The organism is Mycobacterium tilburgii, assembly GCF_902168065.1.
In the GTDB taxonomy this organism is placed as follows: domain Bacteria; phylum Actinomycetota; class Actinomycetes; order Mycobacteriales; family Mycobacteriaceae; genus Mycobacterium; species Mycobacterium tilburgii.
Window position 1 is genome coordinate 59,499 of the sequence record NZ_LR655693.1, and the last position, 25,873, is coordinate 85,371.

Annotated in this window: 20 protein-coding genes and 11 pseudogenes; 17 read left to right on the forward strand and 14 right to left on the reverse strand. The window is 64.0% G+C overall.

The window, feature by feature from the left end; translation table 11 throughout:
- Positions 1–161 precede the first annotated feature (161 nt).
- Positions 162–596 (forward strand): annotated as a pseudogene (locus tag FQ389_RS03465) (radical SAM family heme chaperone HemW); the annotation flags it as partial.
- Positions 597–630: 34 nt separating this feature from the next.
- Here the strand turns inward: FQ389_RS03465 and FQ389_RS03470 are convergent.
- Both FQ389_RS03470 and FQ389_RS03475 read right to left on the reverse strand, forming a co-directional pair.
- Positions 631–1,866 carry a sodium-dependent bicarbonate transport family permease gene (locus FQ389_RS03470; protein WP_144206068.1) on the reverse strand — a complete coding sequence of 412 codons (1,236 nt, stop codon included), beginning with the start codon at positions 1,864–1,866 and terminating at the stop codon, positions 631–633.
- Positions 1,867–2,151: 285 nt separating this feature from the next.
- Positions 2,152–2,358, reverse strand: coding sequence for a hypothetical protein (locus tag FQ389_RS03475; protein WP_144206069.1), 207 nt, complete (start codon positions 2,356–2,358; stop codon positions 2,152–2,154).
- Between the two features lie 624 nt (positions 2,359–2,982).
- Here FQ389_RS03475 and FQ389_RS03480 point away from each other — a divergent pair.
- Positions 2,983–4,059, forward strand: coding sequence for a cytochrome P450 (locus tag FQ389_RS03480; RefSeq protein WP_144206070.1), 1,077 nt, complete (start codon positions 2,983–2,985; stop codon positions 4,057–4,059).
- Between the two features lie 117 nt (positions 4,060–4,176).
- Here FQ389_RS03480 and FQ389_RS17685 read toward each other — a convergent pair whose 3' ends face one another.
- Positions 4,177–4,314, reverse strand: coding sequence for a hypothetical protein (locus tag FQ389_RS17685; RefSeq protein WP_186296252.1), 138 nt, complete (start codon positions 4,312–4,314; stop codon positions 4,177–4,179).
- Between the two features lie 1,118 nt (positions 4,315–5,432).
- Here FQ389_RS17685 and FQ389_RS03485 point away from each other — a divergent pair.
- The 4 genes and pseudogenes from FQ389_RS03485 (at position 5,433) to FQ389_RS18905 (ending at position 9,519) form a co-directional block, all read left to right on the forward strand.
- Positions 5,433–6,186: pseudogene (locus tag FQ389_RS03485) on the forward strand (SDR family NAD(P)-dependent oxidoreductase).
- A 134-nt stretch (positions 6,187–6,320) separates the two neighbouring features.
- On the forward strand, positions 6,321–7,784 hold the full coding sequence (locus FQ389_RS03490) for an MFS transporter (RefSeq protein WP_144206071.1): 1,464 nt from the start codon (positions 6,321–6,323) through the stop codon (positions 7,782–7,784).
- Between the two features lie 111 nt (positions 7,785–7,895).
- Positions 7,896–9,388, forward strand: a pseudogene (locus tag FQ389_RS03495) (hypothetical protein).
- Positions 9,385–9,519, forward strand: a complete 135-nt coding sequence (locus tag FQ389_RS18905) for a hypothetical protein (protein ID WP_260860450.1) — start codon at positions 9,385–9,387, stop codon at positions 9,517–9,519. The pseudogene FQ389_RS03495 and the gene FQ389_RS18905 overlap by 4 nt, the downstream one beginning before the upstream one ends.
- 5 nt (positions 9,520–9,524) lie before the next feature.
- Here the strand turns inward: FQ389_RS18905 and FQ389_RS18910 are convergent, their stop codons facing one another.
- Entirely contained in the window at positions 9,525–10,178 is a 654-nt protein-coding gene (locus FQ389_RS18910) for a DUF899 domain-containing protein (protein WP_260860472.1), read from the reverse strand.
- 223 nt (positions 10,179–10,401) lie between these two features.
- Here FQ389_RS18910 and FQ389_RS03510 point away from each other — a divergent pair.
- Positions 10,402–10,665, forward strand: a pseudogene (locus tag FQ389_RS03510) (class I SAM-dependent methyltransferase); the annotation flags it as partial.
- A 526-nt stretch (positions 10,666–11,191) separates the two neighbouring features.
- Here FQ389_RS03510 and FQ389_RS03515 read toward each other — a convergent pair.
- A complete protein-coding gene (locus FQ389_RS03515; protein ID WP_144206073.1) occupies positions 11,192–11,581 on the reverse strand; it encodes a hypothetical protein in 390 nt (129 codons plus the stop codon).
- 287 nt (positions 11,582–11,868) lie between these two features.
- Here FQ389_RS03515 and FQ389_RS21090 point away from each other — a divergent pair.
- The 3 genes and pseudogenes from FQ389_RS21090 to FQ389_RS21095 form a co-directional block, all read left to right on the forward strand.
- A pseudogene (locus FQ389_RS21090) lies at positions 11,869–12,201 on the forward strand (rhomboid-like protein); the annotation flags it as partial.
- Position 12,202: 1 nt separating this feature from the next.
- Positions 12,203–12,415 carry an AAA-type ATPase lid domain-containing protein gene (locus FQ389_RS23040; RefSeq protein WP_456085313.1) on the forward strand — a complete coding sequence of 71 codons (213 nt, stop codon included), beginning with the start codon at positions 12,203–12,205 and terminating at the stop codon, positions 12,413–12,415.
- 21 nt (positions 12,416–12,436) lie between these two features.
- The gene (locus tag FQ389_RS21095; RefSeq protein ID WP_313901947.1) at positions 12,437–12,571 is read left to right on the forward strand and encodes a helix-turn-helix domain-containing protein; all 135 of its coding nucleotides are present in this window, start codon (positions 12,437–12,439) and stop codon (positions 12,569–12,571) included.
- 28 nt (positions 12,572–12,599) lie between these two features.
- Here the strand turns inward: FQ389_RS21095 and FQ389_RS03525 are convergent, their stop codons facing one another.
- From FQ389_RS03525 to dosR, 9 genes and pseudogenes are all read right to left on the reverse strand, one after another.
- Positions 12,600–13,424 (reverse strand): DUF1906 domain-containing protein, encoded by an 825-nt coding sequence (locus FQ389_RS03525; RefSeq protein WP_144206074.1) that lies wholly within the window; start codon positions 13,422–13,424, stop codon positions 12,600–12,602.
- A gap of 531 nt (positions 13,425–13,955) precedes the next feature.
- On the reverse strand, positions 13,956–14,204 hold the full coding sequence (locus FQ389_RS21100) for a PEP/pyruvate-binding domain-containing protein (protein ID WP_313901948.1): 249 nt from the start codon (positions 14,202–14,204) through the stop codon (positions 13,956–13,958).
- A 46-nt stretch (positions 14,205–14,250) separates the two neighbouring features.
- The gene (locus tag FQ389_RS21985) at positions 14,251–14,400 is read right to left on the reverse strand and encodes a hypothetical protein (protein WP_260860452.1); all 150 of its coding nucleotides are present in this window, start codon (positions 14,398–14,400) and stop codon (positions 14,251–14,253) included.
- A gap of 102 nt (positions 14,401–14,502) precedes the next feature.
- A pseudogene (locus FQ389_RS03535) lies at positions 14,503–15,418 on the reverse strand (hypothetical protein); the annotation flags it as partial.
- A 33-nt stretch (positions 15,419–15,451) separates the two neighbouring features.
- Positions 15,452–16,343: pseudogene (locus tag FQ389_RS03540) on the reverse strand (universal stress protein); the annotation flags it as partial.
- Positions 16,344–16,371: 28 nt separating this feature from the next.
- A pseudogene (locus FQ389_RS03545) lies at positions 16,372–17,026 on the reverse strand (universal stress protein); the annotation flags it as partial.
- Between the two features lie 213 nt (positions 17,027–17,239).
- A complete protein-coding gene (locus FQ389_RS03550; protein ID WP_144206075.1) occupies positions 17,240–17,497 on the reverse strand; it encodes a hypothetical protein in 258 nt (85 codons plus the stop codon).
- 156 nt (positions 17,498–17,653) lie between these two features.
- Entirely contained in the window at positions 17,654–19,300 is a 1,647-nt protein-coding gene (locus FQ389_RS03555) for a GAF domain-containing sensor histidine kinase (protein WP_260860475.1), read from the reverse strand.
- Positions 19,301–19,465: 165 nt separating this feature from the next.
- Positions 19,466–20,116: a hypoxia response regulator transcription factor DosR/DevR gene (gene dosR, locus FQ389_RS03560; RefSeq protein ID WP_144206077.1), complete on the reverse strand. Its 651-nt coding sequence runs from the start codon at positions 20,114–20,116 to the stop codon at positions 19,466–19,468.
- A 237-nt stretch (positions 20,117–20,353) separates the two neighbouring features.
- Between dosR and FQ389_RS03565 the strand changes: the two are divergent.
- From FQ389_RS03565 to FQ389_RS18925, 7 genes and pseudogenes are all read left to right on the forward strand, one after another.
- Positions 20,354–21,509: pseudogene (locus FQ389_RS03565) on the forward strand (Ig-like domain-containing protein).
- A 73-nt stretch (positions 21,510–21,582) separates the two neighbouring features.
- Positions 21,583–22,008 (forward strand): annotated as a pseudogene (locus FQ389_RS03570) (Fur family transcriptional regulator); the annotation flags it as partial.
- Positions 22,009–22,062: 54 nt separating this feature from the next.
- A pseudogene (locus FQ389_RS03575) lies at positions 22,063–23,023 on the forward strand (peroxidase family protein); the annotation flags it as partial.
- A gap of 684 nt (positions 23,024–23,707) precedes the next feature.
- Positions 23,708–24,535 carry a glycoside hydrolase family 16 protein gene (locus FQ389_RS03585; RefSeq protein WP_144206079.1) on the forward strand — a complete coding sequence of 276 codons (828 nt, stop codon included), beginning with the start codon at positions 23,708–23,710 and terminating at the stop codon, positions 24,533–24,535.
- Positions 24,536–25,000: 465 nt separating this feature from the next.
- The gene (locus tag FQ389_RS21545) at positions 25,001–25,156 is read left to right on the forward strand and encodes a hypothetical protein (protein WP_327021908.1); all 156 of its coding nucleotides are present in this window, start codon (positions 25,001–25,003) and stop codon (positions 25,154–25,156) included.
- Positions 25,116–25,517, forward strand: a complete 402-nt coding sequence (locus FQ389_RS18920; protein ID WP_260860454.1) for a zinc-binding dehydrogenase — start codon at positions 25,116–25,118, stop codon at positions 25,515–25,517. Before FQ389_RS21545 ends, FQ389_RS18920 begins: the two co-directional genes overlap by 41 nt.
- 108 nt (positions 25,518–25,625) lie before the next feature.
- Positions 25,626–25,811, forward strand: coding sequence for a hypothetical protein (locus FQ389_RS18925; RefSeq protein WP_260860456.1), 186 nt, complete (start codon positions 25,626–25,628; stop codon positions 25,809–25,811).
- The last annotated feature ends 62 nt before the right edge of the window (positions 25,812–25,873 follow it).

Sequence of the window (25,873 nt, forward strand, 5' to 3'; positions counted from 1 at the left end):
ATGGCGAGGAAAACTACCCAGCAAACCTGGGTAATTCGGCAATCAAAACTAAAATTAGCTGAGAGTGCGACGCTGCCGGGTTTGACGTAGTGGTCGCTCGGCCGTCGCGGCTGCGCTGATCTGGGCGGTATTCGGGTCGGGGCTCGAGCCGGCCTGGATGATACTGCGATTTCAACACCTACACACCGGCCGAGCTGGGCGGCGTCAGTCCGGACGCCTGGCTGCAGGCGCTGGGGGCCGAGTTGGCACTGGCCGCCGCGCGGTTGCACGCACCGACGGTACACACGGTGTTCGTCGGCGGCGGGACGCCGTCACTGCTGGGCGGTGCGCGCCTGGCCGCCCTGCTGGATTCGGTGCGCGAGCACTTCCCGCTGGCGCCGGATGCGGAGATCACCACCGAGGCGAAACCCGGAGTCGACGTGGCCGGAGTTCTTCGACGCGATCCGGGCGGCCGGCTACACCCGGGTGTCGCGCTGGGCATGCAGGTCGCGCTGGGCATGCAGTTGGTGTCGCCGCGCGTGCTGGTCACCCTGGACCGCATGCATTCCCCGGGGCGAGCCGCCGCCGCAGTGGCGGAGTCGAAGGCCGCGGGGTTTCAACAGTGGTGCGAACCCTGTTGGCCTGAGCGCGTCAGACGCCGAACAGATGTTGGACGACGTGGGCGATCTCGATATAGAGTGGGATGCCGATGGTGACGTTGTAGGAGAACGTCAGGCCCAGTGACGCCGCCAGCGGCAGCGTCGGACTCGCTTCGGGGATCGCTAGGCGCTGCACCGCCGGAACCGCAATGTAGGACGCCGCTCCGCACAACACCGCAAACAACACATAGGTGCCCGGCTTGAAGTCGGCGTGGGTCAGGCTGGCATACCCGCAGGCGACGAAGATGCCCAGTGTCGCAAAGACATTCGGAGCCAGCAGCGCGAAGACGATGAAGCCGGGGCCCGCCGTCCGCAGGTCCTTCAACTTGCGGGATGCCGTCATACCCATCTCGAGCAGGAACAGGCACAGCACGCCTTGGAAGGCCAGGACGAAGAACTTGTCGTCGTCCTGGACGACCTTCTGGCCCTGCAACCCGCTGATGAGCCCGATCGCGATGCCGCCGATCAGCAGCACCAAGCCCGGGTTGAGGAAGACCTCCCGGAACAGCTCACGAGAGAAGATAGACGGCTTCTTACCGGCCGCTGGCACGGGACTGCCGTCGAAATCCTCTGGGTGCTCGGACCTTTCGAGCGAGAGCTCGAGCTCGTCCTCGACGCCTCGAGCGTGCTCGGCCTCCAGGCTCTGGCCGTGCGCGGGCCGCGCCGCGGTGCCGGGTCCGACGCCGACCTTGACGGCCGCGTAACCCGGCTCGTCGGCCATGTTGCCCGCCGCACCCAAGCCCCGGTGCCGCAGCCGGGCGACCAGGTACAACGCGACCAGACAGCCGGGAATCTCCATCACGGCCAGCATCACCGGCATGTAGGCGTTGAAGGCAATGTTGACGGCGGCCAGGACGGCCACGCAGGTTGCGAACGTTCCGGCGGAGTCCGACCCGTAAAAGCCGCCGATCGTCGCGCGGTCGATTCGGCGCAGGTTGGTCATCACGCCGAGTAGCAGGTAAGCGATTCCGCCGATCACGCAGTTGAGCACGAAGCCCAACACCATGAATCCCACGATCGTCGCGATGCTGGCGGCGTTGACCTGGGCGAGTTCCTCACCGCCGTGCCAGCCGATCGCCAGCAACAGATACATGGTGAGGCCCTGGTAGATGACGTAGGGGAACTCTAAGCGCACACGCAAGATCGGAATCAGAAATCCGAAGTAAAAGAAAAGCAACAGTGGTTTGAACAGGTTATGCGTGAAGTTCTGCCAGAACTCTTGCAGCATTTGGTGCCTCTCTTCATTCAACCGCCGCTCCGGGGAATGCGCCGTCCGCGAGCGGTGGGGGCGAGTACGAAAATTCCGAAGGCCGTGGAAAATTTAGCTCCGCCGGTGTCGCTCCGCCACTCGTCTGAGGCCGCAGAATGGCCGGATTTCAAGGCCGGGTCCCGATTGAGCGGTAGCGATAAAACGTGTGGTCACAGCGATGCAGGTAGAAGTGGGTAAGCCGCGATTAGCGTGAGTCGGGTGTGAATTCCCTGTGCGTGTGCTGGGAGCTGGGAGTGTCGTGATTCATCCGGAAATCAGCGAGGGCCGGACGCCGGTGCCCCGGTTGCGACGTGTCACAGATAACCATGCGGTAGGCGAATAATGGGTGGTAATTTCTTCGAACCCATCGACCCGGGAAACCGTGAGGACGCCGGTTTCCTGATTGATTTCGAGTTCGTCACCCTCGGATGCCTGGACTTCTTCGCCATTCGCGAGCCTGATCACGAACATGAGGTTCCTCTCGATCGATGGAGGAGTTAGCTGCTTGGTTCCTAACCCGGTCGGATGAAGCTTGGTCGCGCCCTTCCGCCGTGGCCGTCATGGGGTCCTGCACTCGCATGGCCCGCGCGCGTTGGCGTACACCCCCGCACTGGATGTTGCTAGCACCGCGCAACAGCACCGCCTGAAGAGCTCAAGTCATGTTAGCCCGTCGCGCTCGCGAGGACCAGGTGCAGGAAGCACCCGAATGTTGGCTCGGCGCGACACTCCGGTGCCGTGTGCCGGATTCACCGGCGCGACGGGGCGGTGACAACGCCCGGTGCTCCCGATCACCGCGAAAATGCCCGGGACCAGCCAAGAGGCCAGCACGCGCACCTGGTAGTTGGAGTTTCATAGGTTTCGGGTACTCGACGGCGCTTCCGGCGGAGTCGATCTGGTAGTCCGGGGTGAATTCGTACCCTCGGGGCGATGCGGGTCCGGACGCTCATCCCCACCTTATGGCTCCTCACCTCCGCGACTATGTGCAGGGCATCGTTCCCGTCGAAACGGTCAATCGAACGTCAGATCCGCGGGACGCCTCGTTGAGTCAGGCGAGCAGCAAATGTTGACGCTAGAGTTGCGGCAGCGAAGTTGCAGGTGACTCGGTCCGGAGGCGAGGGCGTGCAGGAAATAATGCGGTCCGACGAGACGGTGGCCGCGGCCTTTCGGGGGTGGCACGCGGCCGCGCGACGCGCGGGGCGGCGGGTGCTCCGGAGACCGCAGGGGTCCTATCTGATCTGGCAGCGCGACGATGTGCTCACCGCGATGCGCAACGGCGAGGTGTTCGGCAGCCGCCAGGGCGAACTGATGCCCGGCAATAAGTCATTCGACCCATACCACGCTGTCCTGGTCGAGCTGTTCACGCCGGGCAGTTCACGGGAGATGCTCAAGCCGATCCGGAGGCTAATCGAATTAACCGTCGACACCGTGGTACAGCTCCACCGCTGCGACGCCGCGCAAGTCGCCGACATCTTGTGCTTCACGGCTTCCGGGCTGGCCTGCGGGCTACCAGCGCACGTCCCGATCAATGCCGTGACCGCCGAGATCGTCGGACAGATCCGCCGTGCATCCCTCGGCGGTCCCGACGTGATCACCGGCCTGGCCGAGGCGCCGCTCAGCAATGAAGAGGTCATGGGGTTGATGGCGACGGTGATCCGCGGTTTCATGTTCGCCTCGTTCCCCATCAAGGCCGGCCTGGCGTTGTTGGCCCGCAAGCCGGACCTTCAGCAGGAGCTACGCGAAAACCCTGGCTGCCAAGAAGGTTTCCTCGAAGAGTTGTTGCGGCTCGATGGCGGGGCGAAAACGGTTTCACGCGTCGCGACTCGTGACGTGACGATCGGCGAAACGACCATACCGGCCGGGTCGCCGGTCGAGTTGTGTGTCGGCCTGGTGCACCGCGACGAGTCCGACAGCATGTCGGGACACGACCTGAAACTTGATGGCGCGCATCGTCATTGGAGTTTCGGTGGCGGCCCGCACCGGTGCCCGGCCTCGCACCTGACTCGCGATCTGCTGAGCGTCTTTTTCGAGGTGTGGCTCGCCCAGATCCCGCCGTTCGAATTCGACTGGCAAGCCGGCAACGTCCCGGCGGCCTGGCAACCGAAACCCTATGGCATGTTCTCGGACGGGATATTCGACGGATGGGTGCCAAATTGTGTGCCGCTGAAATGGTGACAGGGGAGCGCATCACCATTGCGCCCGCAACATGATTGAAACGCTACGGCAGTAGGCTCTGATGGCGCGGGCAATACACGGTCACCGATGCGGTGATGAATTTGACCGCTGTCCGCGTCACAGGTCGGGCACCAGGTGTAGCGACGGACTGCCCGCGTACGTCGTATTCGTTTCCTCGTCCACCACCGACTGGAACGGCGCACCTTGATACAACTCGACGCAGATCTCTTGGGCTCGATAGACCAGCCCCGGCACGCAAGCGTGCAGATTCGGGCGGCGGTGCGTCGGCTGTCCATGCGTATTCAGTGCGCAGTGGTCATCGCGGTAATCGGCACCTGCTGGTGTGCATTCGAGGCCAGGCACTACGAGCAAGCCCGGCCGTCGGCCAGCGAACGCGGCGTGTTCGTCGTCGCCCTGACCAGGCCGGCACCGCTGGGCGACATCACACCCGATCCGCCAGCGATCCTGGCGCCCACCGCGAAGCCGCTCGAACTACCCGTCGCGCCACCGCCGCGCCCCCGAGAGGCCACGTCCAGCTGTCACCGTAAGCCCGAGACCACCCCCGTGGGCGTGTCGCGATCAGCCGGTCGCGTGCGGACCCAGGTTGTTCGGGAAGTCGGCCAGCTCGAAACGTCCCGCATGCCAGTGCGGCTGCGTTGTTCCACGAGCGGTCGTAGAAGACCACCCGGCAGGCGTTGTTGTGGCGGCACTGCTTGAGCCGCTTCCACGTTCCGGTGTGCTGGCCAGATCACGGACGACCACCAACGCCATCCGTGACCGACCCCGGCTGCCAGTGCAGTTCGCCCTCCGCAGACGCCGCGAACACGACGGCGTCGAGATCGACGCACGTAGTTGCCGCCACGCTGTGGCCGGAGACCAGGGCGCCGACCCGGGCTCGCAGGGTCCCGCCGCCGGGGCATCGTCCCCGTCGGCCAGTCAGGGCGGTGCGGCTCGATACGACGTCCTACCGACCACGTTTCAGCGGCACGCTATCGGTCAGGATCGCATGATGGCGACATCGCTCATCCTGGACATCGCGCGGTCCAACGACGGGAACCTCGCGCTGGTCGCGGCGGGCGAAATCGACCTAGCAACATCGACGCGTTCGATCAGGCTCTCGGCACCGCGACCGCTCAAGCCGGGGGCAAGGGCTCGCCGAATTGGTCACCGTCGAACCCGCTGCGTCCCCCACGCAGGACTGATCTGGGACCGTGCCCGCGCTACGGCGAAAGCGCACAAATCGTGTCCCGAGTGGGCAGGTGTGTGATTAGCTTGCTCGAGTTGCTGACCGCGTGACACATCCGGCAGCGCCGAGAGTTGTTGTACCACTAGAACTTTGTCAATGAGCAGCGGGCGGATGCGGTCTTGACGAGATAAGCGAAGTCTGGCATAGTAGCACGACAAAGCAAAGTCGTGTTTGTGACGGGGCGTCTTCGGGTCTGGGCGCCGAAACGGTCAAGCTGTTCTCCCGGTACGGTGCAACGGTTTTCGCTATCGCCCGTGATGCTGCACGACTGACCGAGGTATTCGCCGACGTGCAGCAAGGTGCCCACGCATCGGTGGACATCGCCTCGGCGCAGGCCTGCCAGGATGCGGTGCAGCGGTGCGTCGAAGAGTTCGGCGGCCTAGACGTGCTGGTGAACATCGCCGGGAAACACCAGATGCGCCACACCGAGTCGATAACCGACGACGACTGGACACAGGATCTCGCGGTCAACCTCAAAGAAACGTTCTATCTGTGCCGGGCCGCGCTGCCGCACCTGCTGAAGCGCGGGGCAACATCGTCAACGTCAGCTCTATCGCCGGTGTCGAGGGCCAGGCGTACTTGGCCGGATACTTGCGCCGCCATGCACGGACATCGGGTTGACCCGCGCGCTGGCGGTGGAGTACTCCGCGGATCGCTTGCGGGTCAACGCCGTATGTCCCGGAGGCATGCTCACGCCACAACTCGAACACTTCGCCGCACCCGACAACCCGAACTATGACCTGATCATGCGTACCGCCGTGCCACGCGGCATGATGCAGTCCCTTGAGGTCGCGAACGTGGTGGCATTCCTTGCCAGCGATGCGGCAGCAGCGATCCACGGCACCGTCTACCGGGTCGACAACGGTAAGGGTACGGGCTAGTCGCGGGCCAGGTAGGTGCGCGGCTCACGCGTGGCCGTCGGTGGGGTAGGGTCCGCGTGCTCGCCGCCGGAGGTTTTCGAGGCTTGCTGGGACCGGTCGGCGGGTAACTCTGTAGCACCGAGAACGGAGGCGGCATGAGCTCAGGCGCACACACGAAGATCATCACGACGCACGTACCGGCACGCCTGGACCGGCTGCCGTGGTCGCGGTTCCACTGGCGCGTGGTGATCGGTCTCGGTGGCGTGTGGATCCTAGACGGGCTCGAGGTCACGATGGTCGGCAACATCTCGGCGCGGTTCACCGAAAAGGGCAGCGGCATCGAGCTCGATCCCGCCCAGATCGGCTACGCCGCGGCGATCTACATAACAGGCGCCTGTCTGGGTGCACTGTTCTTCGGGCATCTCACCGACCGGTTCGGGCGGCGCAACCTGTTTATCCTGACCCTCGCGGTCTACCTGGTGTCCACCGTGGCGACCGCATTCGCCTTCGCGCCTTGGTATTTCTTCATCACCCGCTTCTTCACCGGCGCGGGCATCGGGGGCGAATACGCCGCCATCAATTCCGCGATCGACGAGTTGATTCCGGCGCGGGTGCGCGGTCGGGTGGATCTGATCATCAACGGCACCTACTGGCTCGGTTCGGCCGCCGGAGCCGCTGGCGCGCTGGTGCTGCTGGACACCTCGAACTTCCCACCGAACATCGGGTGGCGCCTGGCGTTCGGTATCGGTGCCATCTTCGGCGTCTTCGTCCTGCTGGTCCGGCGCAACGTCCCGGAAAGCCCACGGTGGCTGTTCATTCACGGTCGTGACGAGGAAGCCGAGCAGATCGTCGGGGACATCGAAGCCGATGTCGAGCGAGCAACCGGTCGCCCGCTGCCCCAGCCGGACGGACAGCCATTGAAAATCCATCAGCGAGAATCGATTTCGTTCGTGGAAATCGCGCGGGTAGCGTTCAAGCTCTATCCCAAGCGGGCAATCCTGGGCCTTGCCTTGTTCATCGGGCAGGCGTTTCTCTACAACGGCGTGACGTTCAATCTGGGCACCCTGTTGAGCGGGTTTTACGGCGTCGCCTCGGCCACGGTGCCGGTCTTTTTCATTCTGTGGGCGTTAAGCAATTTCTTTGGCCCGATGGTCCTCGGGCGGCTCTTCGACACCGTCGGCCGCAAACCGATGATCACGATGACCTACCTTGTCTCCGCGGCCGTCGCGGTCGCGCTCGGCGTGCTGTTCGTGACTCAGACAGGCGGCGCATGGGCTTTCATCATCGTGTTGGCCGCCGCGTTCTTCCTGGCCTCGGCGGGTGCGAGCGCGGCCTATCTGACCGTGAGCGAAATCTTTCCGATGGAGACGCGGGCCCTGGCGATCGCGTTCTTCTACGCGGTGGGTACCGCGATCGGCGGCATCAGTGGACCCATCCTGTTCGGCGAGCTGATCAATTCCGGCGAGCGTGGTCAGGTGTTGTGGTCGTTCTTGATCGGGGCGATCGTGATGGCGGTCGCGGGCCTGGTCGAACTGTGGCTCGGGATCGCCGCCGAGCAACGCGCGCTGGAGGAGCTGGCGTTGCCGTTGACGGCGGCCGACGCCGAGAACGACGGCTAGTCCGCAGCGGCTGTCGTCGGCGAGGTGACGGTACCGCTTGGCTACGTCGCCTCTTAATACAACCTCGGGTCCTACCATCGGGCCGTCAATTCGCCTTCGGCGCACGGGCAGTTGTGGTTCGACCGCGGCATGGTGTGGGCCTACGCGTTCAACCATGAAGAGACGGTGCGCTGCTTCGACAAGGCGCTCCAGCTGGACCCCGATCTTGCGATCGCGCGGTGGGGCATCGCGTACTCGGTGGGCCCGAACTACAACAAGGCCTGGGACGCCTTTGATCCGGTCGATCTCGGGGCATCCCTGGGTCCGGGCCCTAGCCGAACTGCAACTCGCCGGGCGGGGCCGTGCCACGGCCGTCGAACGCGATCTCATCGACGCACTCGCTACCCGCTTTCCCACGTCCGACATCGCGGACACCGCCGCGCTGGCCGACGGGCAAGCCGCATACGCGGATGCGATGCCAGCGCTGGCCCCGAGGTACCCGGACGACATGGATGTCGCGGCCTTGGCGGCGGACGCGCATCTTATATATTTTACCTGCACACGATGGAGTTGTCCGCACATCCCGAGGAGGCGTTGCCCGCCGCCGATCTGCTGCGCAGGCTGGTGCCAGACGCCGGCCACCTGGAGCACATGCCCACTTACATCGACATACTGTGCGGCCATTACTGCAGCGCGGTGGTCTCGAGCCTGGCGGCGGTGCGGGCGGATCGCAAATATCTGGAACGCGAAGGCGCACTGAACTTCTACTCCGCCTACCGGGCGCACGACTTGCATTTCGTGGTCTACGCGGCGATGTTCTCGGGCCAGCCGCGGGTTGCGCTGGCGGCCGCCGACGAGCTGGCCGCGCAGCTCACGCCGGCGGTGCTCTCCATCGAATCGCCGCCGATGGCCGACTGGCAGGAGGCCTTCGTGCCGCTGCGGGTGCACATCATGATTCGCTTCGGGCGGTGGTCCGATTTGATCGCCGAGCCGCTGCCCGCGGACCCGAACCTGTACTGCACCACCGCGACCACCGTGCACTACGGCCGCGCGGTGGCCTATGCGGCAACGGGTCAATTGGCCGCGGCCGATGCCGAGCGGCAGGCCTTCGCCGAGGCTTACGAACGCATCCCGGCCTCACGGTATCTGTTCAACAACACCAGTCGCGATATCCTCGCGGTAGCCGTCGCGATGATGACGGCGAAATCGCTTACCGCCGAGTACAGTTCGACGTCGCGTACGACTACCTGGCTCGCGCGGTGCAACTCGACGACGCGCTGCCCTACTACGAGCCGTGAGGCTGGATGCAGCCGACCCGCCACGCCTACGGTGCGTTGCTGCTGGAGCAGGACAGGGTGACCGAAGTGGCCGAGGTCTACGCGGCCCGAAAACTTTCGGGCCGTCTGGCGCAGCATCCGACCATGCGCACGGTGCGCGGACGGCGACGGCAACGACAACAGCCCGGCATCCTCGACGCCGACTGGCTGCGCGAGATCTGTCTGGCCGCCGGCGCCGATGACGTGGCGTTCACCCGGGTCGACGACCCCGAACTGGTCTCGGAGGTCGAACACGTCGAGGCGGCGCTGCCCGGAACGAAGAGCTACATCTCGCTGGTGGTCAAGTGAACTGCGACAACATCCGGTCCACCGCGCGCAGTGTCGCCAACCAGGAGTTCCACCGCAGCGGTGAGCTGCTCAACGGGACCGCTTACCGCATCGTCCGCCGGCTGCAGGATGCCCCGGTTATCGCGCGCTGAACCCGTCAGCCACCTTCCCGATGGAGATGGACAACTACCCGGTCCGCATCTGGGTGGTGGCGCACAAACCGGTGGCGGTGGCAGCCGGCCTTGGCGTAATCGGCATCCACCGCAACGTGATTCACCCCAAGTTCGGTAATTTCATCCTGCTCGGCACCATCCTGGTCGACGCGCCGATCAGCCGCCACGGCGAGCCGCTGGACTACAGCCCGTGCTTGGAGTGCAAACGCTCTACGTGCTGCCGAGCCGGGGCAGGTCGGGCAGTACCTCGGCCACCCGCGGGGCGAACGCGGCGTGCCCACCTTCCTCCGGTACGCGAGCTCCTCGTCGATCGGGCCGTTGGTCACGATGGCAAAACGGGCGTCGTAGTTCTGCAGGAACTCCAGCCGGGTGGACTGCGACGTGAAGCCCGTGCACCCGCCGCACTGCCACTCAGCGCCGTCCGACCACATGCGGTGGTAGGTGATGAGCTGGGATTGCCCGTCGAACACGTCGGCCAGCCGGATCGGCCCGTCGGCCCCGACGAGCGTGTAGTCGGGCAACTCCACCATGGGCAGTTGGCGCCGTTGGTCGGCGGTCGCGTCGAGTTCGCGCGTCGCGGCCTTCTCCCGCTGGCACAGCTCGTCGAGTTCGGCGCGCCAGGTCCGGTGATCGACGATCGGCGGCAGGACCGTGTTGTTCGCGACATGAGATCTGCTCCTTATCGACCTGACGGACTGACTTGTGGATGGCCCGAAACTCATCGTCGGGCGGCTCGCCTAAAGCTGGCAACTTCCTTCGAATCGGGTTGGTCGGGTGCGGCCTCGGGTGCCTATGTGCAGACTTGAGATCTCATGCGGGGAGACCCTGTGTCCAGAAAGGCACGAAATTCATGACTCAGAGATGATTCCGAACGTCAACTATGCGCAAGCACGTCACGACCGGTCCGACGAACTCTTCCGGCTGTTGCTGGATCGCACCCAGAGCTACAGTTGCGCGTATTTCGAGCGCGAGGACATATCGCTGGAAGAAGCCCAACAAGCCAAAATCGATGTGGCGCTGGCGTCGCTGGATCTGCAGCCGGGCATGACCCTGCTCGACGTCACCCGCGGCTGGGGGAACACGATGCGGTGCGCGATCGAAAAATACGACGTCAAGCCGGTGGGCAGCCCGCGCACGCAATGGATGGACAGACCACCACAACGGTGTGCACGTGGTCACTGGCTCCTGCCGGGACACATGATCGTCGCAACGATTCTGTGTTCGTGTGGCAGGCACATCTGCTGAGAATGTGAGTGCGGCGCAGCCACCTACGGCCCGCCGCTGACCGAATCGTGCAGTATCGCCGCCTTGCGCGGATCTGCGCTCGTGGAGCTGGCCACGACGAAACCCCCTGACCTGAATCGCTCAGGTCACCTCGTCACCACTGCAGACCGGTAGTTCGATGCCCAGGCCCGCTCGAACACTGCGAGGGGAACCTGCTCGTCGCGGCCGAGATGCCGCTGTCGTTGAGATGCACCACTTTCGCCCGGGTGTCGATGCCGGTGACGACCACAAAGTGGTGCCCGACGTCGCTGTCGCCCGGCCGGTTCCAGATCGACTAGGCATTCACCAGGGCGATCACCTTGCACTGTTGCGTCAGATCCTGTTGCACCGCAGCGATGTTAATCTGGATATTGTCGGCCCTGATCCATTAGTGCCAGAGCAGCAGCGGCAGATCCCTGATGCCGGTATTATCCGGCGGGCGCCAAATCGGTCCGGAACCCGTTTCGCTCGGCAATTTTCCGGCCACCAGCGTGATCTGCTGTTCGGTCGGCTGGCGCCCGGTGATTTCGCTGACGACATCGGCCACCGCCATCTCTGCGCAATTCGACGCATATTGCTGGGCGCCAGAAGGGCGCGGCGACCGCGGGGTCGCGCTGTACATGCCCGCCTCATGGTCCGCGTCCGGGACCGGAGGGCCGAGGGAGGCGTGGCCCACGAGAACCGGGACGAGCGACGTCGCCGCGGCGGTCGTGATAACCACGACGGCACCCCGCAGGGCCGTCGCGACCTTGACGGTCCGAGTGCGCTCCATCGGCATCCGTTTCTCGAGCCGCGGTGGCGGCACGCCGCTGTATTGAGAAAAGAGTCGAACACCGCCCTCCTGTAAGCATTAAACGTCGAAGGACGTGCGCAACGGCGCGGAACACGCGCAAATGTTGCAGTCCTGAGACCGACGTGCTTGGCCGCCGGCCACGGCTGTTTGCGCCCCCGTCGCGCGTCCGGTGGTTCGCAGCATGTGGCGGCGGTCATCGAGATGCGCCGGGGGCAATTGCTGAAAATTGAATTGTCCTCATCCGCAATGAAAGTCGTCGGACCATCGATACCATGGCAATGGTATGGCGTTTCATCAAAACGGCGCCGCTCACCTACAGCTGGATGGTCGTGTTGCTGATCACGATGATGGTCCAGGACAAACTCACCGGCCGACACTGGCACTGGCTACTTTTACGGCACTCCACCGACATCTACCACCTCAGCACGGATCCGATCAGCGTCCTGGCATCCAGCCTGTTGTTCATCGACGGCAAGAATCTGGTGCCCTACCTGTCGTTCGGGTTCCCACTGCTCACGATGGACTTCAGCCTCCTGAATTTCACGGCGATCGGTCACTTCACAGCGATCCTCGTCGGGCTCGGTTACCCGATGACCCGACGGCGCAATTGAGGATCTCGAAGACCTTGTGCCGCAACTGCTGCGGGAGTTTACTCGAGGCGCCAACGTGAGCCTCGCTTCCGAGGCCATGCGCCAGCTCGCCAAGCTGCCGTGGCCGGGTAACGTCGCGCAGTTACGCAAGGTGCTGGCTGCACACTGGCCGTGCAGCGATTTGGCGTCATCGGGGTGGACAAATTGCCCGCGGAGTGCCCTTCATTAATTCGCTCGCAAGCTCACCCACTTGGAATTGTTGGAGCGCGACGCCATCGTGCGCAGCCTGTTGGACAACAACGGAAGCAAGGCTGATGCCGCGCAGTCGCTAGGGATGTCGCACGCCACCATCTACCGCAAGATCAAAGAATTCGGAATCGCGTGATGCTGCAGGCCGGCGCTCCCCGGGTGAACTACCGCACGTCGCCACTTGGATGGCTCGCATGGAGGTTCCACTGGCCACAATCGGGAGCCAAGACGTCGTTGACGTCGACTTCGAGTCCGCCGACCTTCGGCCCCGGATTGGACGCGGTGCTCACGACCCGCTGGTAGAGAACAGCGGCGGGGTGGATTTGATTGCCGGACCAGGCTCGAGTTTGCCAGAGCCAGCGGCGGCCGGGTGTGCTCGAAGATCCGACAACGCCATCGGCCGCGGCCCACTGACACACCCTGATGCCTCCGTAGACCCCAGTGCGCTGAACCCCAAGCACCGAGTTGATTCCGCGAAACCACTGCAGCGCAGTGCGATTCCAGGTGTCGTGATTGATGTCCTCGTCGATGGTGAAGAAAATAGGGGCACCGTGACCGCCGCCCGCGGCGGTGTGCAGCTGCCAGGCGGTGCGCGCGTCCGCGATGCCGCCGGCGTAGCCCCGCGTGAAGTCCGACGGCGCTGACCCACCCGGTTTTCCGTATTGGTAGTTACTGACGATCACCAGGCCCGCGGCTTTCAATGAGTCGGCGTAGGACCGAGTGATCGGCTTGGCGCCAAACGATGTGCCAGGACGCGACTGCGAAACGTAGTTGACCACACCGCTATAGCCGGCGGCCCGGATCTGTTGCGCCGGAATCTGGCGCGCGGCGAAATCGATCAGTCGAGGAGGGGCGGCGGCCGCCGCGGGCATGCCGCAGGCTACTGATGCGGCACCCAGACTGGCCAACGCGGTAGCGTAGCGCAGCGCGTCACGACGGGAGACCGTTCGCTGTCGCGCATCGCTGGCCGGCAGGAGTACATTGTGCATCGCGCGATGTTAACTATGTGACTGTTGTTACCGATAGACCTGCGCTAGCCGAAACGCGGTTGCATTCCCAAATGGATATCGAACGGTGACCGTTCGGCTATGACCTTCGACGCAGGCGGCGGCGCGACGCAGGGGAAACCTTGATCCAGAACCAGTCATCTCTGCCGCCGGCCTCGATCAGGGGCACACGGCAATCGGGAATGGCGCTGAGCCGATTGGCGAGCAGGCATTTCACCTAGGGCAATGCGCATAACTTACTTGACATAATGTAGCTTATCGGCACAAGCATGGTGCGGGCCATGCGGGGCTGAAAAGCGATGCCCAGCACGCCTTGGCGGCGTCGACCAGCGCGGCCTCACATTGGTCATCGTCTCATTCATCCCGGCAAACGACGCGTCGTGGCCGTCTTCTCCGGTAGCCGACTACCGCACCGCCACAACACAATTGGTCCCCAACGCGCGGTAACACTCGAGTAACCCGGACACGAACCTCCTCGCTGAGCCCCGCCTTGAAGACGAGGTTCTGCATGCGCTAACAAAGTTCGGACAGCCGAGAGGTATTGCCCACTTCGATCAGCGCCTCGGCACGCAGCGCGGCCAGTTCCAGGTCGACCCCGTCAGCCTTCATCGAGGCCTGGTAGGTGCTGCGCATCAAGACGAATCCGGGTGGAACCCGGAGACCGACGGCAACGAGTTCACCCATGTTCGCGCCTTTGCCACCAGCCTCTTCCGCATCACTCAGACGCAGATCTGCTATGTCTGAGACATAAAGTGTTGTCAACGGTATTGGTAGCCACGATTACTCCTCACCATCAGGAAGACCCGGATTACCCTAGGCCGGGTGCGTAAATCGCCCGGCGCCACACGGCGTGTGATTGTTGGACGGTCTCTTCGAGCGGCAGCGACGTGTCCAAAATGTGGGCGGTGTCCCAGCCGTTCTGCTGGTGCGCCAATGCCGCAGCGATCTCCGGTGTCACCTTGGAAGCACCCTCCCCAACGCCACTTCGTAGACCCGTCTGAACTTCCTGGGGCTATACAATCCCTCGTTCAGCTGCCGAGCTCTAGGTGTCGGGAAGCGACTTGCCTTGCGACAGCCGGATACAGTCGACCTTGGCCCTGACGACGGCGCTATAGGCGATGTAGAAGTCCCATAACGACGACGGTGCCGTACCCCCGATTGGACGATGTAACGCTGGACGAATTAGCCCGCGAGGTCTTCCCGGCCCAGAAACTCCAGATCCATTGCCAGGAAGGTCGAGTCGTCGATACGGTCGACGTAGCGTAGTTTGTCGTCGAACTCGAGGCAGTCGAGCATCGCCGGCCGGCCGTCGGCCCAGAGAAGATGTCGTTAGCGAGCAGATCCCCATGTCCGTTGACAATGCAGCCCTCTTCGATCCGACGGGCGAACAATGAGTCTCGGCCCAAAACGTACTCGCCGGCAAGGCGCTGCACGCGGGCAAGCAGCTGGAACGACAACTCTGAGAACGGTTCACCCACATAGCTGTTCAGCTCCGATAAGTTCTCGTGCCACCGCCCGTCGACGGCACAGACCTTGCCCTCCGCATCGATCTCAGGGTTGTGCTCGGAGCGTGCGTGAAAGCCGGCCAGCTCACGCGCGATCGAGTCCAGGATTTCCTGAACGGACTCGTCCAGGCCGCGGGCTATCAACGACGCCAAACGGGTGTCGTCGCGGTAACGGCGCATGACGACGATCGGCTCGGCCGGCCCCCCGGTGGGGTCGCTCAGGTGCGCGACCCCGAGATAGCTGTCCGGGGACAGCCTGCTGTTCAGCTCGACTTCGCGCACGCACGCGCATTCGCGTTGGGCTGCAGTGCGGAAGTCGAGGAAGTGAGTTCTAATCGGCTTCTTTACCTTGAAGGCGCGATCGCCGACAAACACCACTATGCCCGTATGGGTCTCACGAATATAGCTGTAAGGCACTGCAACTGACTCCAATGCTGCGCAGGACGGCTGGGCGGCAATCGTGACGTGCATAGCGTTACATCCTGTCGATTCGTCGACGCTCGACGAAGGGCGCGCCACAATGACCGGCGTGTGGGTTGAATGAACCACCGCGTTGCTCACCGAACCCAGCATCGTGCCCGACAGGCGGCCACAGCCGTGGCGGCCCACAACCACCAACTGGGCCGACTTCGATTGCTCTATCAGCTGTCGAGCCAGCCGGTCGCGAACGATGACCCGCCACACCATGACGTCGGGGAAGGTTTCTTCCTAGCCCGCAAGGCATTCGGCCAAGTTCCGCTCAGTTTCTGCTTCGACCTCTGCCCAGTCGTATCCGAGAAGCTCGAAGAATTCGATGTCGCTCCACGCGTGCAGCGCAACCAGGTCAACCCCGCGCCGGGAGGCTTCGTCGAACGCGATGGCGGCCGCCGGCGCCGACGCCAGCGACCCGTCGATTCCCACCAGGACAGTCGCATGCGCAACAGCCGAAGCATCGATCGAAGCATCGGCGGGAATGACCGCGACCGGGCACTTCGCACCACGCAGCACCCCTGAACTCACCGAGCCGAGCACGACCCGTTCGATAGCGCCGCCGCCCGGGGTGGATCCGACGACGACCAGCTCCGCGTCCTCGGGACATCTCGATCAGTGTTGGCATTGCCGTTGAACGCTTCACCTCACTGGTGATCACCAGTTTCGGATCCGACCGCACGGTGTCGTGGGCAAGCTTGACCGCTTGCTCGAGGGCCTGCTGCCCGCCGTCGGCCTGCCACAGCCCGACACCCGCCGGCGACCGGTATCTGAGGCATGGTCGGCACGAAGGCGGCGAACATGTGCACCAGGTTCAGCGGTACGTTGCGCAACGCCGCATCCCGTGCGCCCAAACCACGGCGGCGTTTGATGCGGCCGATCCATTGACGCCGACGACGATGCCGTAGCACTTGGCGGATCCCGTCATGCCGTCCCTCTTCGAGTCATCGAAAATGCTATTCCCCGCGCCGCGCCGAGTCATGAGGCTTTAAGTCCCCAGCCGCGTGGTCAGTCGACGGTCGCGCGACGATCACCGGCATGCGGACTCCCTGGACGACCGCATTGCTGACCGAACGCAGCAGCGCACCGACCAGACCGGCCCGGCCGTGGCTGCCCACCACAACCAGCTGCGCCGACTCCGACCGCTCGATAAAGCTGTCGAGCCACCTGGTCGCACACGACGACGCGCTGCACCGTGACGTCGGGGTAGCGTTCCTGCCAGCCCCGCCAAACACCGCTCCGCTTGGGCCCGCACCTCAGACCACAACCGCTTCGGCAGTTCGAACGACCCGATGTCGCTCCACGCGTGCAGCGCAACCAGGTCAACCCCGCGCCGGGAGGCTTCGTCGAACGCAATGGCGGTCACCAGCTCCGAGGCCGGCGAGCCGTCCACACCCCCAGCAGCACGGGTGCGTGCGCGGCCGGCGCCGCGTCCTTGTCGGAGTGAATGACCGCGACTGGGCAGTGCGCGTGGTGCACCAGCGCCGCGATGACCGAACCCAACAGCAGCCGTCTTACCGCGCCGAGATCCTCGCTGCCCGCGACAACCATCCAGGCATCTTTGGAGGGCTCGATCAGTGCCAGCGCGACGTTGGAATACACCATCTCGGTGTGTAGTTGGCTGACAACGCCAGCCGAGATCGAACAGCGCCGTGGGCATGGGATGGTTTTCGCTGTGGACATCGGCGACGAACCGCTCAATTCCGTGTGCCCGCGCGGGTCCGGTCCAAATGTTTCAGCAAGGCCGTTGCCACGCCTTGCGAATGGTATTCCGACGGCGGCTTCGGCCACCGTGGGATCGTCGCCGGGAACGACGATGTAGTGCTACACATTGATCAACCGGTCGGAGTCGAAGGTGCCCAACGAATATCGATCACGGACATGTTCGGTGATCTTCTCGGCAAGCTCGTCGAGGCCGACGTGGTTGAGCGTGAAGAAGCGGAAGTACCGATCCGAATCGGTCAGGTCCTGGTGTAGCGCCAACATCGCCTCGTTGTCTGCGGCGCCGAGCCGACGCAGCGATACCACCCGACAGCCGAGAAGTTCGGCCGTGACGGAATTCCCCGTTGGTTGATGACTCATCGGCGCTCCTCAAACCCGATCGCTACGCCGCCACAACCCCGTGCACTCGGCTTGCCCACACGCTATGCTCGCTCCCGGCTATTCGGCAGGGCCGTTGGACTCTCGCCGAGGACCCTGTTGGTCCCGCACACGCCGGGCGACACCGGGTTCGGCGGTTCAATCGGTGAGCGGAGCGGTCCAGTGCACCTGGGTTCCCCCCTCGGGTGGTGTGGCGATTTCGCAGCTGCCGCCGAACTGTTCGGCACGATACAACATGTTCGCCAGACCGCTGCGGCGCGCATTGTCGGCCGGTATGCCGCATCCGTTGTCGATGAAATCGATGGTCAACATATCCCCGACGGTGACCTCGACGGTCAGGCGTGACGCGCCGGAATGACGAACAGCGTTGCTCACGGCCTCGGCGGTAACCGCTTCGACTTGCTCGGTGAGTTCGTCGCCGACGGCGGTCATCGGCCCCCGCATGCGAACGGTAGTGCTCAGGTCGCGCCCTTCGGTCAGATCGGCTATGACTCGTTGTATCCGGTTCCGGAAACCGCCGCTGGTGACGGCGGGAGATTTCAGCTGGAAAATCGTCGTGCGGATCTCCTCGATGATTGTTTGGAGGTCGTCGAGGGTTCGGTTCAGCCGGTCGGCAACCTCTGGTGAACGGACGCGGGCGACCGTACCCTGCAAGCCCATCCCCGCGGCGAACAACCGTTGGATGACATGATCGTGCAAGTCGTGGGCGATGCGCTCTCGCTCACCCACCAGCGTCAGTTGGCGCGTGTTCTCGCGGCCCGACGCGAGCATGAGCGCGATCGCGGCGTGCCGCGCGAAATCGCTCACCAGATCGAGGTAACTCTCGTCGAATGGCGGGCGCTCAGCGCCGCGGGCGACCACGATGACACCGGCCACTTCGTCGTCGGCGCGCAACGGCATCAAAATCGCGCTTCGCTGTCCCACATCGGTGAAAGCAGGGATCGGGTAACTCAGGGCCTCGGTGATCAGGGGATCGCCAGAGCGCAACACCGCGCCGCTGGTGGACGCATCGACCGGAATCCGTTGGCCGATAACCTCTGCGGAATTCAACCCCACCGCCGCGGATATGAGCAGCGTCTCAATTTCGTCCATCGGCAGTTCGTCATCGACCGGAACGAGCACGATTGCCTGCTCGGCTTCGGTTAGCGCGCAGGCGCGTTTAGCGATCAGCTGTAACGGCGCCCGATTCGGCTCCACGCTGGACAACAGCGCCGTGGTAATTTCGCGGCTTGCCTCCATCCACTTGACCGCCACGCGCTCGCGTTCGAACAGTTGGGCGTTGTCGATGGCGACTGCCGCCGCGAATGCCAGTGCGCGAGCGGCTACCTCGTCGGATTCGGAGAAGACGCGGCCCGGCTCGTCGTGGGTGAGATACAGGTTGCCGAATATCGTCTCGCGGATCGTGATCGGCACCCCGAGGAAAGCTTGCATCGCCGGGTGATGCTCTGGGAACCCGACGGCCGCCGGGTGTTTCGTCAGATCGTTCAGGCGCAGCGCCGGTGTCTTGAACAGTGACAGGCTGAGGAGTCCCTTGCCGACCGGCAGATGCCCGATTCGCTGCACATGCTCGACATTTATCCCCTCGTGAACAAACGAGACCAACATCCCGTCGCGGTCGCGAACCGCCAAGGCACCGTACGGTGCCGAGGTCAACTTCCTGGCAGCGGCGATGATGCGGCGCAGGGTGGCATCCAGGTCGAGATCAGATCCGATCTCGACGATCGCCTGAAGCAACTGTTCCATTTGGTCACGGGATGCGAGCAACTCATCGAGTTGTTCGTGCATCCTGCTGACCAGCCCACGCTGGCCCAGCCCCGCGAAGGCCAAGTTGCTGTAGTCGCTGGCCATTGCCTGACACCTCCGGCGATCGAGCCCTCACGGTGTCTACACAGTTAGCCCGTAGACACCGCCGTTGAGCCTAGTCGCACCGGGATGAACAAACCCAACAAATCACGCGGTCGGTGGGTTGAAGCGTTGGTCGAGCTTTGAGGCGAATACCGCCGCTTGGGTTCGCCGCTCCATGCCGAGCTTGGCCAACAGCCGCGACACGTAATTTTTTACCGTTTTCTCGGCGAGGAACATTCGCGCGGCGATCTGTCGGTTGGTCAGTCCCTCGCTCAACAGCCCCAGCAACGTTCGCTCCCGCTCGGTCAATCTGGACAGCGGATCCTTCTCCTTCGCGTTGCCACGCAGTTTTGCCATCAACGCGGCGGCCGCGCGGTTGTCGAGCAGCGATTTACCGGCACCGACGTCCTTGATGGCTTGGGCCAATTCCATTCCTCTGATGTCTTTGACGACGTAACCGCTGGCACCGGCCAAAATTGCTTCGAGCATTGCCTCGTCGGAAGTGAACGATGTCAACATCAGGCAGCGCAGCTCGGGCAGTTCCGACAACAGATCGCGACACAATTCAATGCCGTTGCCGTCGGGGAGGCGCACATCGAGCACGGCGACGTCGGGCTGCAACGCGGGGATCCTGACCATCGCTTCGGACACCGAACCCGCATCGCCGATGACCTCCAGCTCGGGGTCCGATGCGAGTAGATCCGCCAGCCCGCGACGAACGACTTCATGGTCATCGACCAGGAGAACCCTAACCATTCCGAGCCTTTCCTACCCCGTCGCGACAGCGCCGATCGTTCATGATCTCCCAGATTCACAAATGATGCGGGTGGTTGATGACGAGCAGCGAGCATTTGGCATCCTGCAGTATCGCACTGCCGACGGGCCCGACAAGTGCCTTGAGCTGCTAACGCTTGCGGGAATCGACGATTACCAACTGCACCGACCGGCCATGCTGAGCCAGATGGTACCGTCGCGCTGTGTGCCGCCATCCAGCTGGCATCGACGCGATGCCGGTACTGTTCGATTTCACCGAAAGGCACTGCGGAACCCAGTATCTCGTTCACACCCGGGGTGAACGCCCGCGGCGTCGACCCCGTCGCGCCGGTCGAAGTGAAGGCCGACGGTGCAACACTCACCGACGTTCGCATGGTCAATGAGACCGGCAAAGTCATCGAGGGTGTGCTGAAACCGGACAACACGGTGTAGAAGCCCACCACGCCGCTGGGCTACGGGCGCACCTACACCCTCAACGCCAGCGGCCGCGGCGCGGACGGCGTCACGCTCGATCAGGTGTCGTCGTTTTCCACGCTGCAGCCGCCGAACCAGACCAAGGTGTCGTTCACCAACACGTCGCAAGCCGCGCTGCGCGACGGCGGGACTTACGGTGTCGGGACCGTGGTCGTCGCGCATTTCGACGAGCCGATCTCCGACCGCGCCGCCGCGGAACGACGGCTGCGGGTGGCCACCAGCCCCGCGGTCGACGGCTCCTGGTTTGGGTCGCTGCGCAAAATGCGCACTCGCGCCCGCAATACTACTACGCGCCCGGCACCACCGTCACGGCCGAGGCCAAAATTTACGGAATTGCTCTGGGCGACGGCTTATTCGGACAGGACGACGCCCGGGTGTCGTTTCGCATCGACAACGCGCACATCTCCGTCGCCGATGACGCCACCAAGATGGTGAACGTTTTCAACAACGGAGCCCTAGTCCGACCATGCCCACCTCGATGGGGATGGGCGGCACCGAGACCGTTGGTGCGCAGACCATCTCATTGTGTACGCCGTCGGGTATCTACACCGTGCTCGGCAAGGCCAATCCCGTTGTGATGGACTCGTCGACCTTCGGGCTGCCGAAGAACTCTCGCCTGGGTTATCGGGAAACCATCAGCTATACGCGACCCGCATCAGCGTCGACGGCATCACCTGCATCAGCTGGACGCCACGATATGGGCCCAGGGGCATACCGATACCTCGCACGGATGCTTGAACATCAACGGGGACAACGCCAAATGGTTTTACGACTTTCGCTGCCGGGCGATGTGGTGGAGATCCGCAACAGCGGCGGGCCACTCTTGCAGCTTGCGCAGAACGGCGACTGGATGATCAGCTGGGATCAATGGCGCGACGGCAGCGCCTTGAAGCCAGCCTAGCGATGCCAAATTTTTACGGGGTGTTGGACCGGGAAAGTCTTAACTGATTCCAAATAAGTGCCATATTGGCCTTGTGTCGTCATCGTCTGACTACGCGGAGCGGTTGCGTTTGGCCGATCTGCGTGTGACCCGGCCCAGGATTGCCGTTCTGGAGGCAGTCCACGCTCATCCGCACGCCGACACCGAGACCATCTTTTCCTCCGTGCGGGTGGCTCTGCCCGATGTCTCTCGACAGGCGGTCTACGACGTGCTCAACGCGCTCACCTCGGCCGGCCTGGTTCGGCGCATCCAACCGTCGGGCCTGGTCGCACGCTACGAATCCCGGGTTGGCGACAACCACCACCACGTCGTGTGCAGGTCCTGCGGCATCATCGCCGACGTCGACTGTGCCGTGGGCGAAGCGCCGTGCCTCACGCCTTTGGACGACGACAACGTTCTAGATGGTTTCGTTCTCGACGAGGCCGAGGTCATCTATTGGGGCCTGTGCCCTGACTGTTCGACTGCAGGTTCCTTAATCGCAGCCCAACCACCCCATCCATCGGAAAGGAATGCCGTGTCATCCGATATCTCCCAAAGCCGCCCGCCCCACGAAGGCAAGACGGCTAGCACCAGCGAAAGCGAAACCCGGCGACCCCCTCACCCAAGCCGAAATCGCATGCGCCGCTAACCAACCGGGACTGGTGGCCCGAGCAGATCGACGTCTCGACATTGCACCCGAACCACCCCGCGGCGAGCCCGTATGGCGAGGACTTCAACTACGCCTAGAAATTCGCCAAGCTTGACGTCGAGGCGCTCAAGAGTGGCCTGATCTCGTTGATGACCACCTCACAGGACTGGTGGTCGGCCGACTACGGCCACTACGGCGGCCTGTTCATCCGGATGAGCTGGCACGCCGCCGATACTATCGTATCTTCGACGGCCGCGGCGGCGGGCAGGGCTTCGCTCCGCTCAACAGCTGGCCGGACGACGCGAGCCTGGACAAGGCCCGCCGGCTGCTGTGGCCGACCAAGAAGAGATACGGCAACAAGATTTACTGGGCCGACCTGCTGATCTTCGCCGACAACTGCGCCCTAGAGTCCATGGGGTTCAAGACATTCGGCTTCGGCCGCGAAGACGTCTGGGCGCCCGAAGAGATCCTGTGGGGTGAAGAGGATACCTGGCTGGGCACCGACAAGCGCTACTTGGGAACCGTGACCTCGCTCAACCCTACGGGGCGACCACCATGGGCTCGTATGGCACCGGCGTTGGCAAGGACGCCATCACCAGCGGTCTGGAGGTGCTCTGGACGCCGCCCACGCCGACCAAGTGGGACAACACCTTCCTGGAGACGCTGTACGGCTACGAGTGGGAGCTGACCAAGAGCCCCCGGTGATGCCTGGCAGTTCTTCGCCAAGGATGGCGCCGGTGCGGGCACCATCTGTGATCCGTTCGGCGGCCTGGGCCGCGCCTCGACGATGCTGGTCACCGACATCGCGTTGCGCGAGTCGCCGATCTATCGCGACATCGCGCGGCGCTGTTCATCGGAAATCTGAACGAGGTGAAGCCCTGGTGCGCCATCACCACGCGGGGGAATGTAAACGCTCAACAGCAAACCCGGTCGGTGGCGGTTGGGCGGGCGTAACCGGGCGCACCAATTTCCGGCATCGGCTTCGAGGGCCAAACAATCATCTTTAACGTCAGTTATTCGCCGGTGATAAGCGCCCGCGCGGCCGGGCTGATGGCCGTGCGTCGAAGGCTAGGCGGGTGTGTCGCCGGAGGAATAGATTTTGAAATGGCGGCTGCCAGCGACGATGGCGCGGTCGGTGATAACGGCGGATCGGCTCGTGCGGGACGACGGGTGCCGGCGCATCGATTCATTGCGCTCGCGTTCACGGCGTTGGGCGGCAATCCACGCTGGATGGGATTGGAGGAAAATCACCGTCGCCCCTGACGTGTTCGCCATGACTGTTAACTCCTCTCAGAGCCCAACTCAGCCGCAAAGCTACAAGCGCGTTATCTGTTCGTGTCCAGGATGCCCAGCCAATCCTGAGACGAAACCAAGCGTCAACATGAAAATTGGCCGTGAATTTTATACCGATTCTTGCGCTTGGGCTGTGCCGCCTGGTGTTTCGGTGTGCTGCGGATCAAATGCTAACCACGACCACCGACAGAATTTCGTTTCGACCCGGTACGACCGGGGCTGCTATCGTCGCTTGCTTATGCCAAACATGGACCGTCGCCGCATGCTGCTTACGACAGGGATCGGCGTGCTGGCGACCGCGCTGCCCATCCCTGAGGCCCGGGCGTATCCAGGGAGGGTGACGCCCCCGAACGCACCCAGCGGGCAGGCCGGAAGCTACATCTTCGTCGACGAGTTCGACGGCCCGGCCGGTTCGGCGCCCGACCCGTCGAAGTGGGCGGTGGCCAAGGCACGCGAAACGATCAAGGACCCGACGTATTGGGAGCTGCCCGAGCGCATCGGGCAGTACCGTGACGACCGCCGCAACGTGTTCGTCGACGGTAACTCCAACCTGGTGCTGCGGGCCGCCAAGGATGGCCCGACCTACTTCAGCGGCAAGGTCCAAAGCCTGTGGCGGGGCGGCGTCGGCCACACCTGGGAGGCGCGGATCAAGCTGAACTGCCTAACCGCCGGCGCCTGGCCCGCCTATTGGCTCGGCAACGACGACCAGGGTGAAATCGACGTCATGGAGTGGTACGGCAACGGCAACTGGCCGTCTGCGACCACCGTGCACGCCAAGGCCAACGGCGGCGAGTGGAAGACCCACAACATCGCGGTCGACAGCGGCTGGCACACCTGGCGCACCCAGTGGGACCAGGCTGGCATCCGGTTCTGGAAGGACTACTCCGAGGGCGCCCAGCCCTATTTCGACGTGCCGGCCAGTTCACTGCCGGATTGGCCGTTCAACGGCCCGGGCTACACGGTCTATCCGGTGTTCAACCTCGCGGTCGCCGGCTCGGGCGGGGGCGATCCCGGACCGGGTAGCTATCCCGCGGACATGCTGGTCGACTGGATCCGGGTCTGGTAGTCGGTAAGCCCGGGATTCCGGTCGCCGGCGAACCAGGCGCTCGCGACGGCGTGCACCTGGGGCGGTGGGAAGTAGGCCGGGCGCACCCAGTGGCCCCACCTTGACCGTCCACACCGGCGGCGCCGGCCGCGCTGGGCGAGCACGCGTAGACGTCGGCCGCCACCGCCGAGGGCGATGGTGCGCTGCAGTCGTCGACAACGGGAATGTTCCCCATCGGCGGGTGTTTCGTGATAGCCGTAGCTTGCCCCTGCTAGCCGACGGCGATCGTCGTGATCTGTCGAAGGAGGCCAGCCCGTTCTCGGGTGCGAACTTGAACGGCGGGCTCTCGGCGATCCCGGCCGTGGTTTTGTTGATCCGCTCCCGCAGCCCGGGAAACGCGAAATCGAGCATCCACCAAGCGACTTCGGGACGTTTGATCGCCGTCGCCAGATCAACGACACCCCGACCTACCTGCCGCCGGTCGGGATCGGCGAGGTCATGCGCGCCGTCGGACTCGGTGAAGTCGTCGCCTCGAAGAACCCCAAGTTACCCGGTCGGTCAGACCGTGAGCGGCCTGGTGGGCTGGTAAAACTATATGGTCGTGTCGGACGTGGCGCCGTTGTTTGCCGTCAACGTCGGTGAGGTTGCCTCCCCCAGCGCGTATCTCGGCGCGCTCGGGATGACCGGTCTGACCTCCTGGATCGGAATCCGTGACATCGGCAAGCCGCAGCCGGCCGAGACCGTGGTCGTCTCGGCCCCGCCGAGCGCGGTCGGTTTGGTCGCAGGACAGCTCGCCAAGGCCGACGGCGCCCGTGTCGTCGGCATCGCTGGCGGCGCCGAGAAGTGCCGGTTACTGACCGAGGAACTCGGCTTCGACGCCGCGGTCGACTACCGGGCCGACGACTGGGCCAAGAGCAACTCAGGGCGGCCACATCCGACGGCATCGACGTCGACTTCGAGAACGTCGGCAGCGCCATCATGGACGCGGTCTTCGCGCGGCTGAACATCCGGGCCCGCATCGCGCTGTGCGGCCTGATTTCCGGCTACAACGAGGCCGACCCGCCGCCCGGCACGCGCGCCTTCGGAGAATCTGCTGATCCAGCGGGCCACGGTGCAGGGCTTCATCGTGCTGGATCATTTCAGCCGCGCCGCCGAGCTTGCCGGCCTGATCACCGCCGGCAAGCTCACGCCGCTGGAAACCGTCGTCGAGGGCTTCGAACAACAACTGCCCACCGCGATCAACATGCTGTTCGACGGCAAGAACGTCGACAAGCTCGTCGTAAAGACGTCCGGCTAAGCACCCGTTCCGCGACAGCGGCGGCCGGTCGGGCCGCCGCGCCGTTTGCCTACCCTGCTTTG

What these genes read in the sequence shown, in the direction of transcription:
- FQ389_RS03515 (WP_144206073.1), bottom strand. Translation starts at nt 11,581, where the DNA reads ATGCCGATGGAGCGCACTCGGACCGTCAAGGTCGCGACGGCCCTGCGG.
- FQ389_RS03475 (WP_144206069.1), bottom strand. Translation starts at nt 2,358, where the DNA reads ATGTTCGTGATCAGGCTCGCGAATGGCGAAGAAGTCCAGGCATCCGAG.
- dosR (WP_144206077.1), bottom strand. Translation starts at nt 20,116, where the DNA reads ATGGTTAGGGTTCTCCTGGTCGATGACCATGAAGTCGTTCGTCGCGGG.
- FQ389_RS03585 (WP_144206079.1), top strand. Translation starts at nt 23,708, where the DNA reads ATGCCAAACATGGACCGTCGCCGCATGCTGCTTACGACAGGGATCGGC.
- FQ389_RS03550 (WP_144206075.1), bottom strand. Translation starts at nt 17,497, where the DNA reads ATGAGTCATCAACCAACGGGGAATTCCGTCACGGCCGAACTTCTCGGC.
- FQ389_RS03490 (WP_144206071.1), top strand. Translation starts at nt 6,321, where the DNA reads ATGAGCTCAGGCGCACACACGAAGATCATCACGACGCACGTACCGGCA.
- FQ389_RS03470 (WP_144206068.1), bottom strand. Translation starts at nt 1,866, where the DNA reads ATGCTGCAAGAGTTCTGGCAGAACTTCACGCATAACCTGTTCAAACCA.
- FQ389_RS03525 (WP_144206074.1), bottom strand. Translation starts at nt 13,424, where the DNA reads ATGCACAATGTACTCCTGCCGGCCAGCGATGCGCGACAGCGAACGGTC.
- FQ389_RS03555 (WP_260860475.1), bottom strand. Translation starts at nt 19,300, where the DNA reads ATGCACGAACAACTCGATGAGTTGCTCGCATCCCGTGACCAAATGGAA.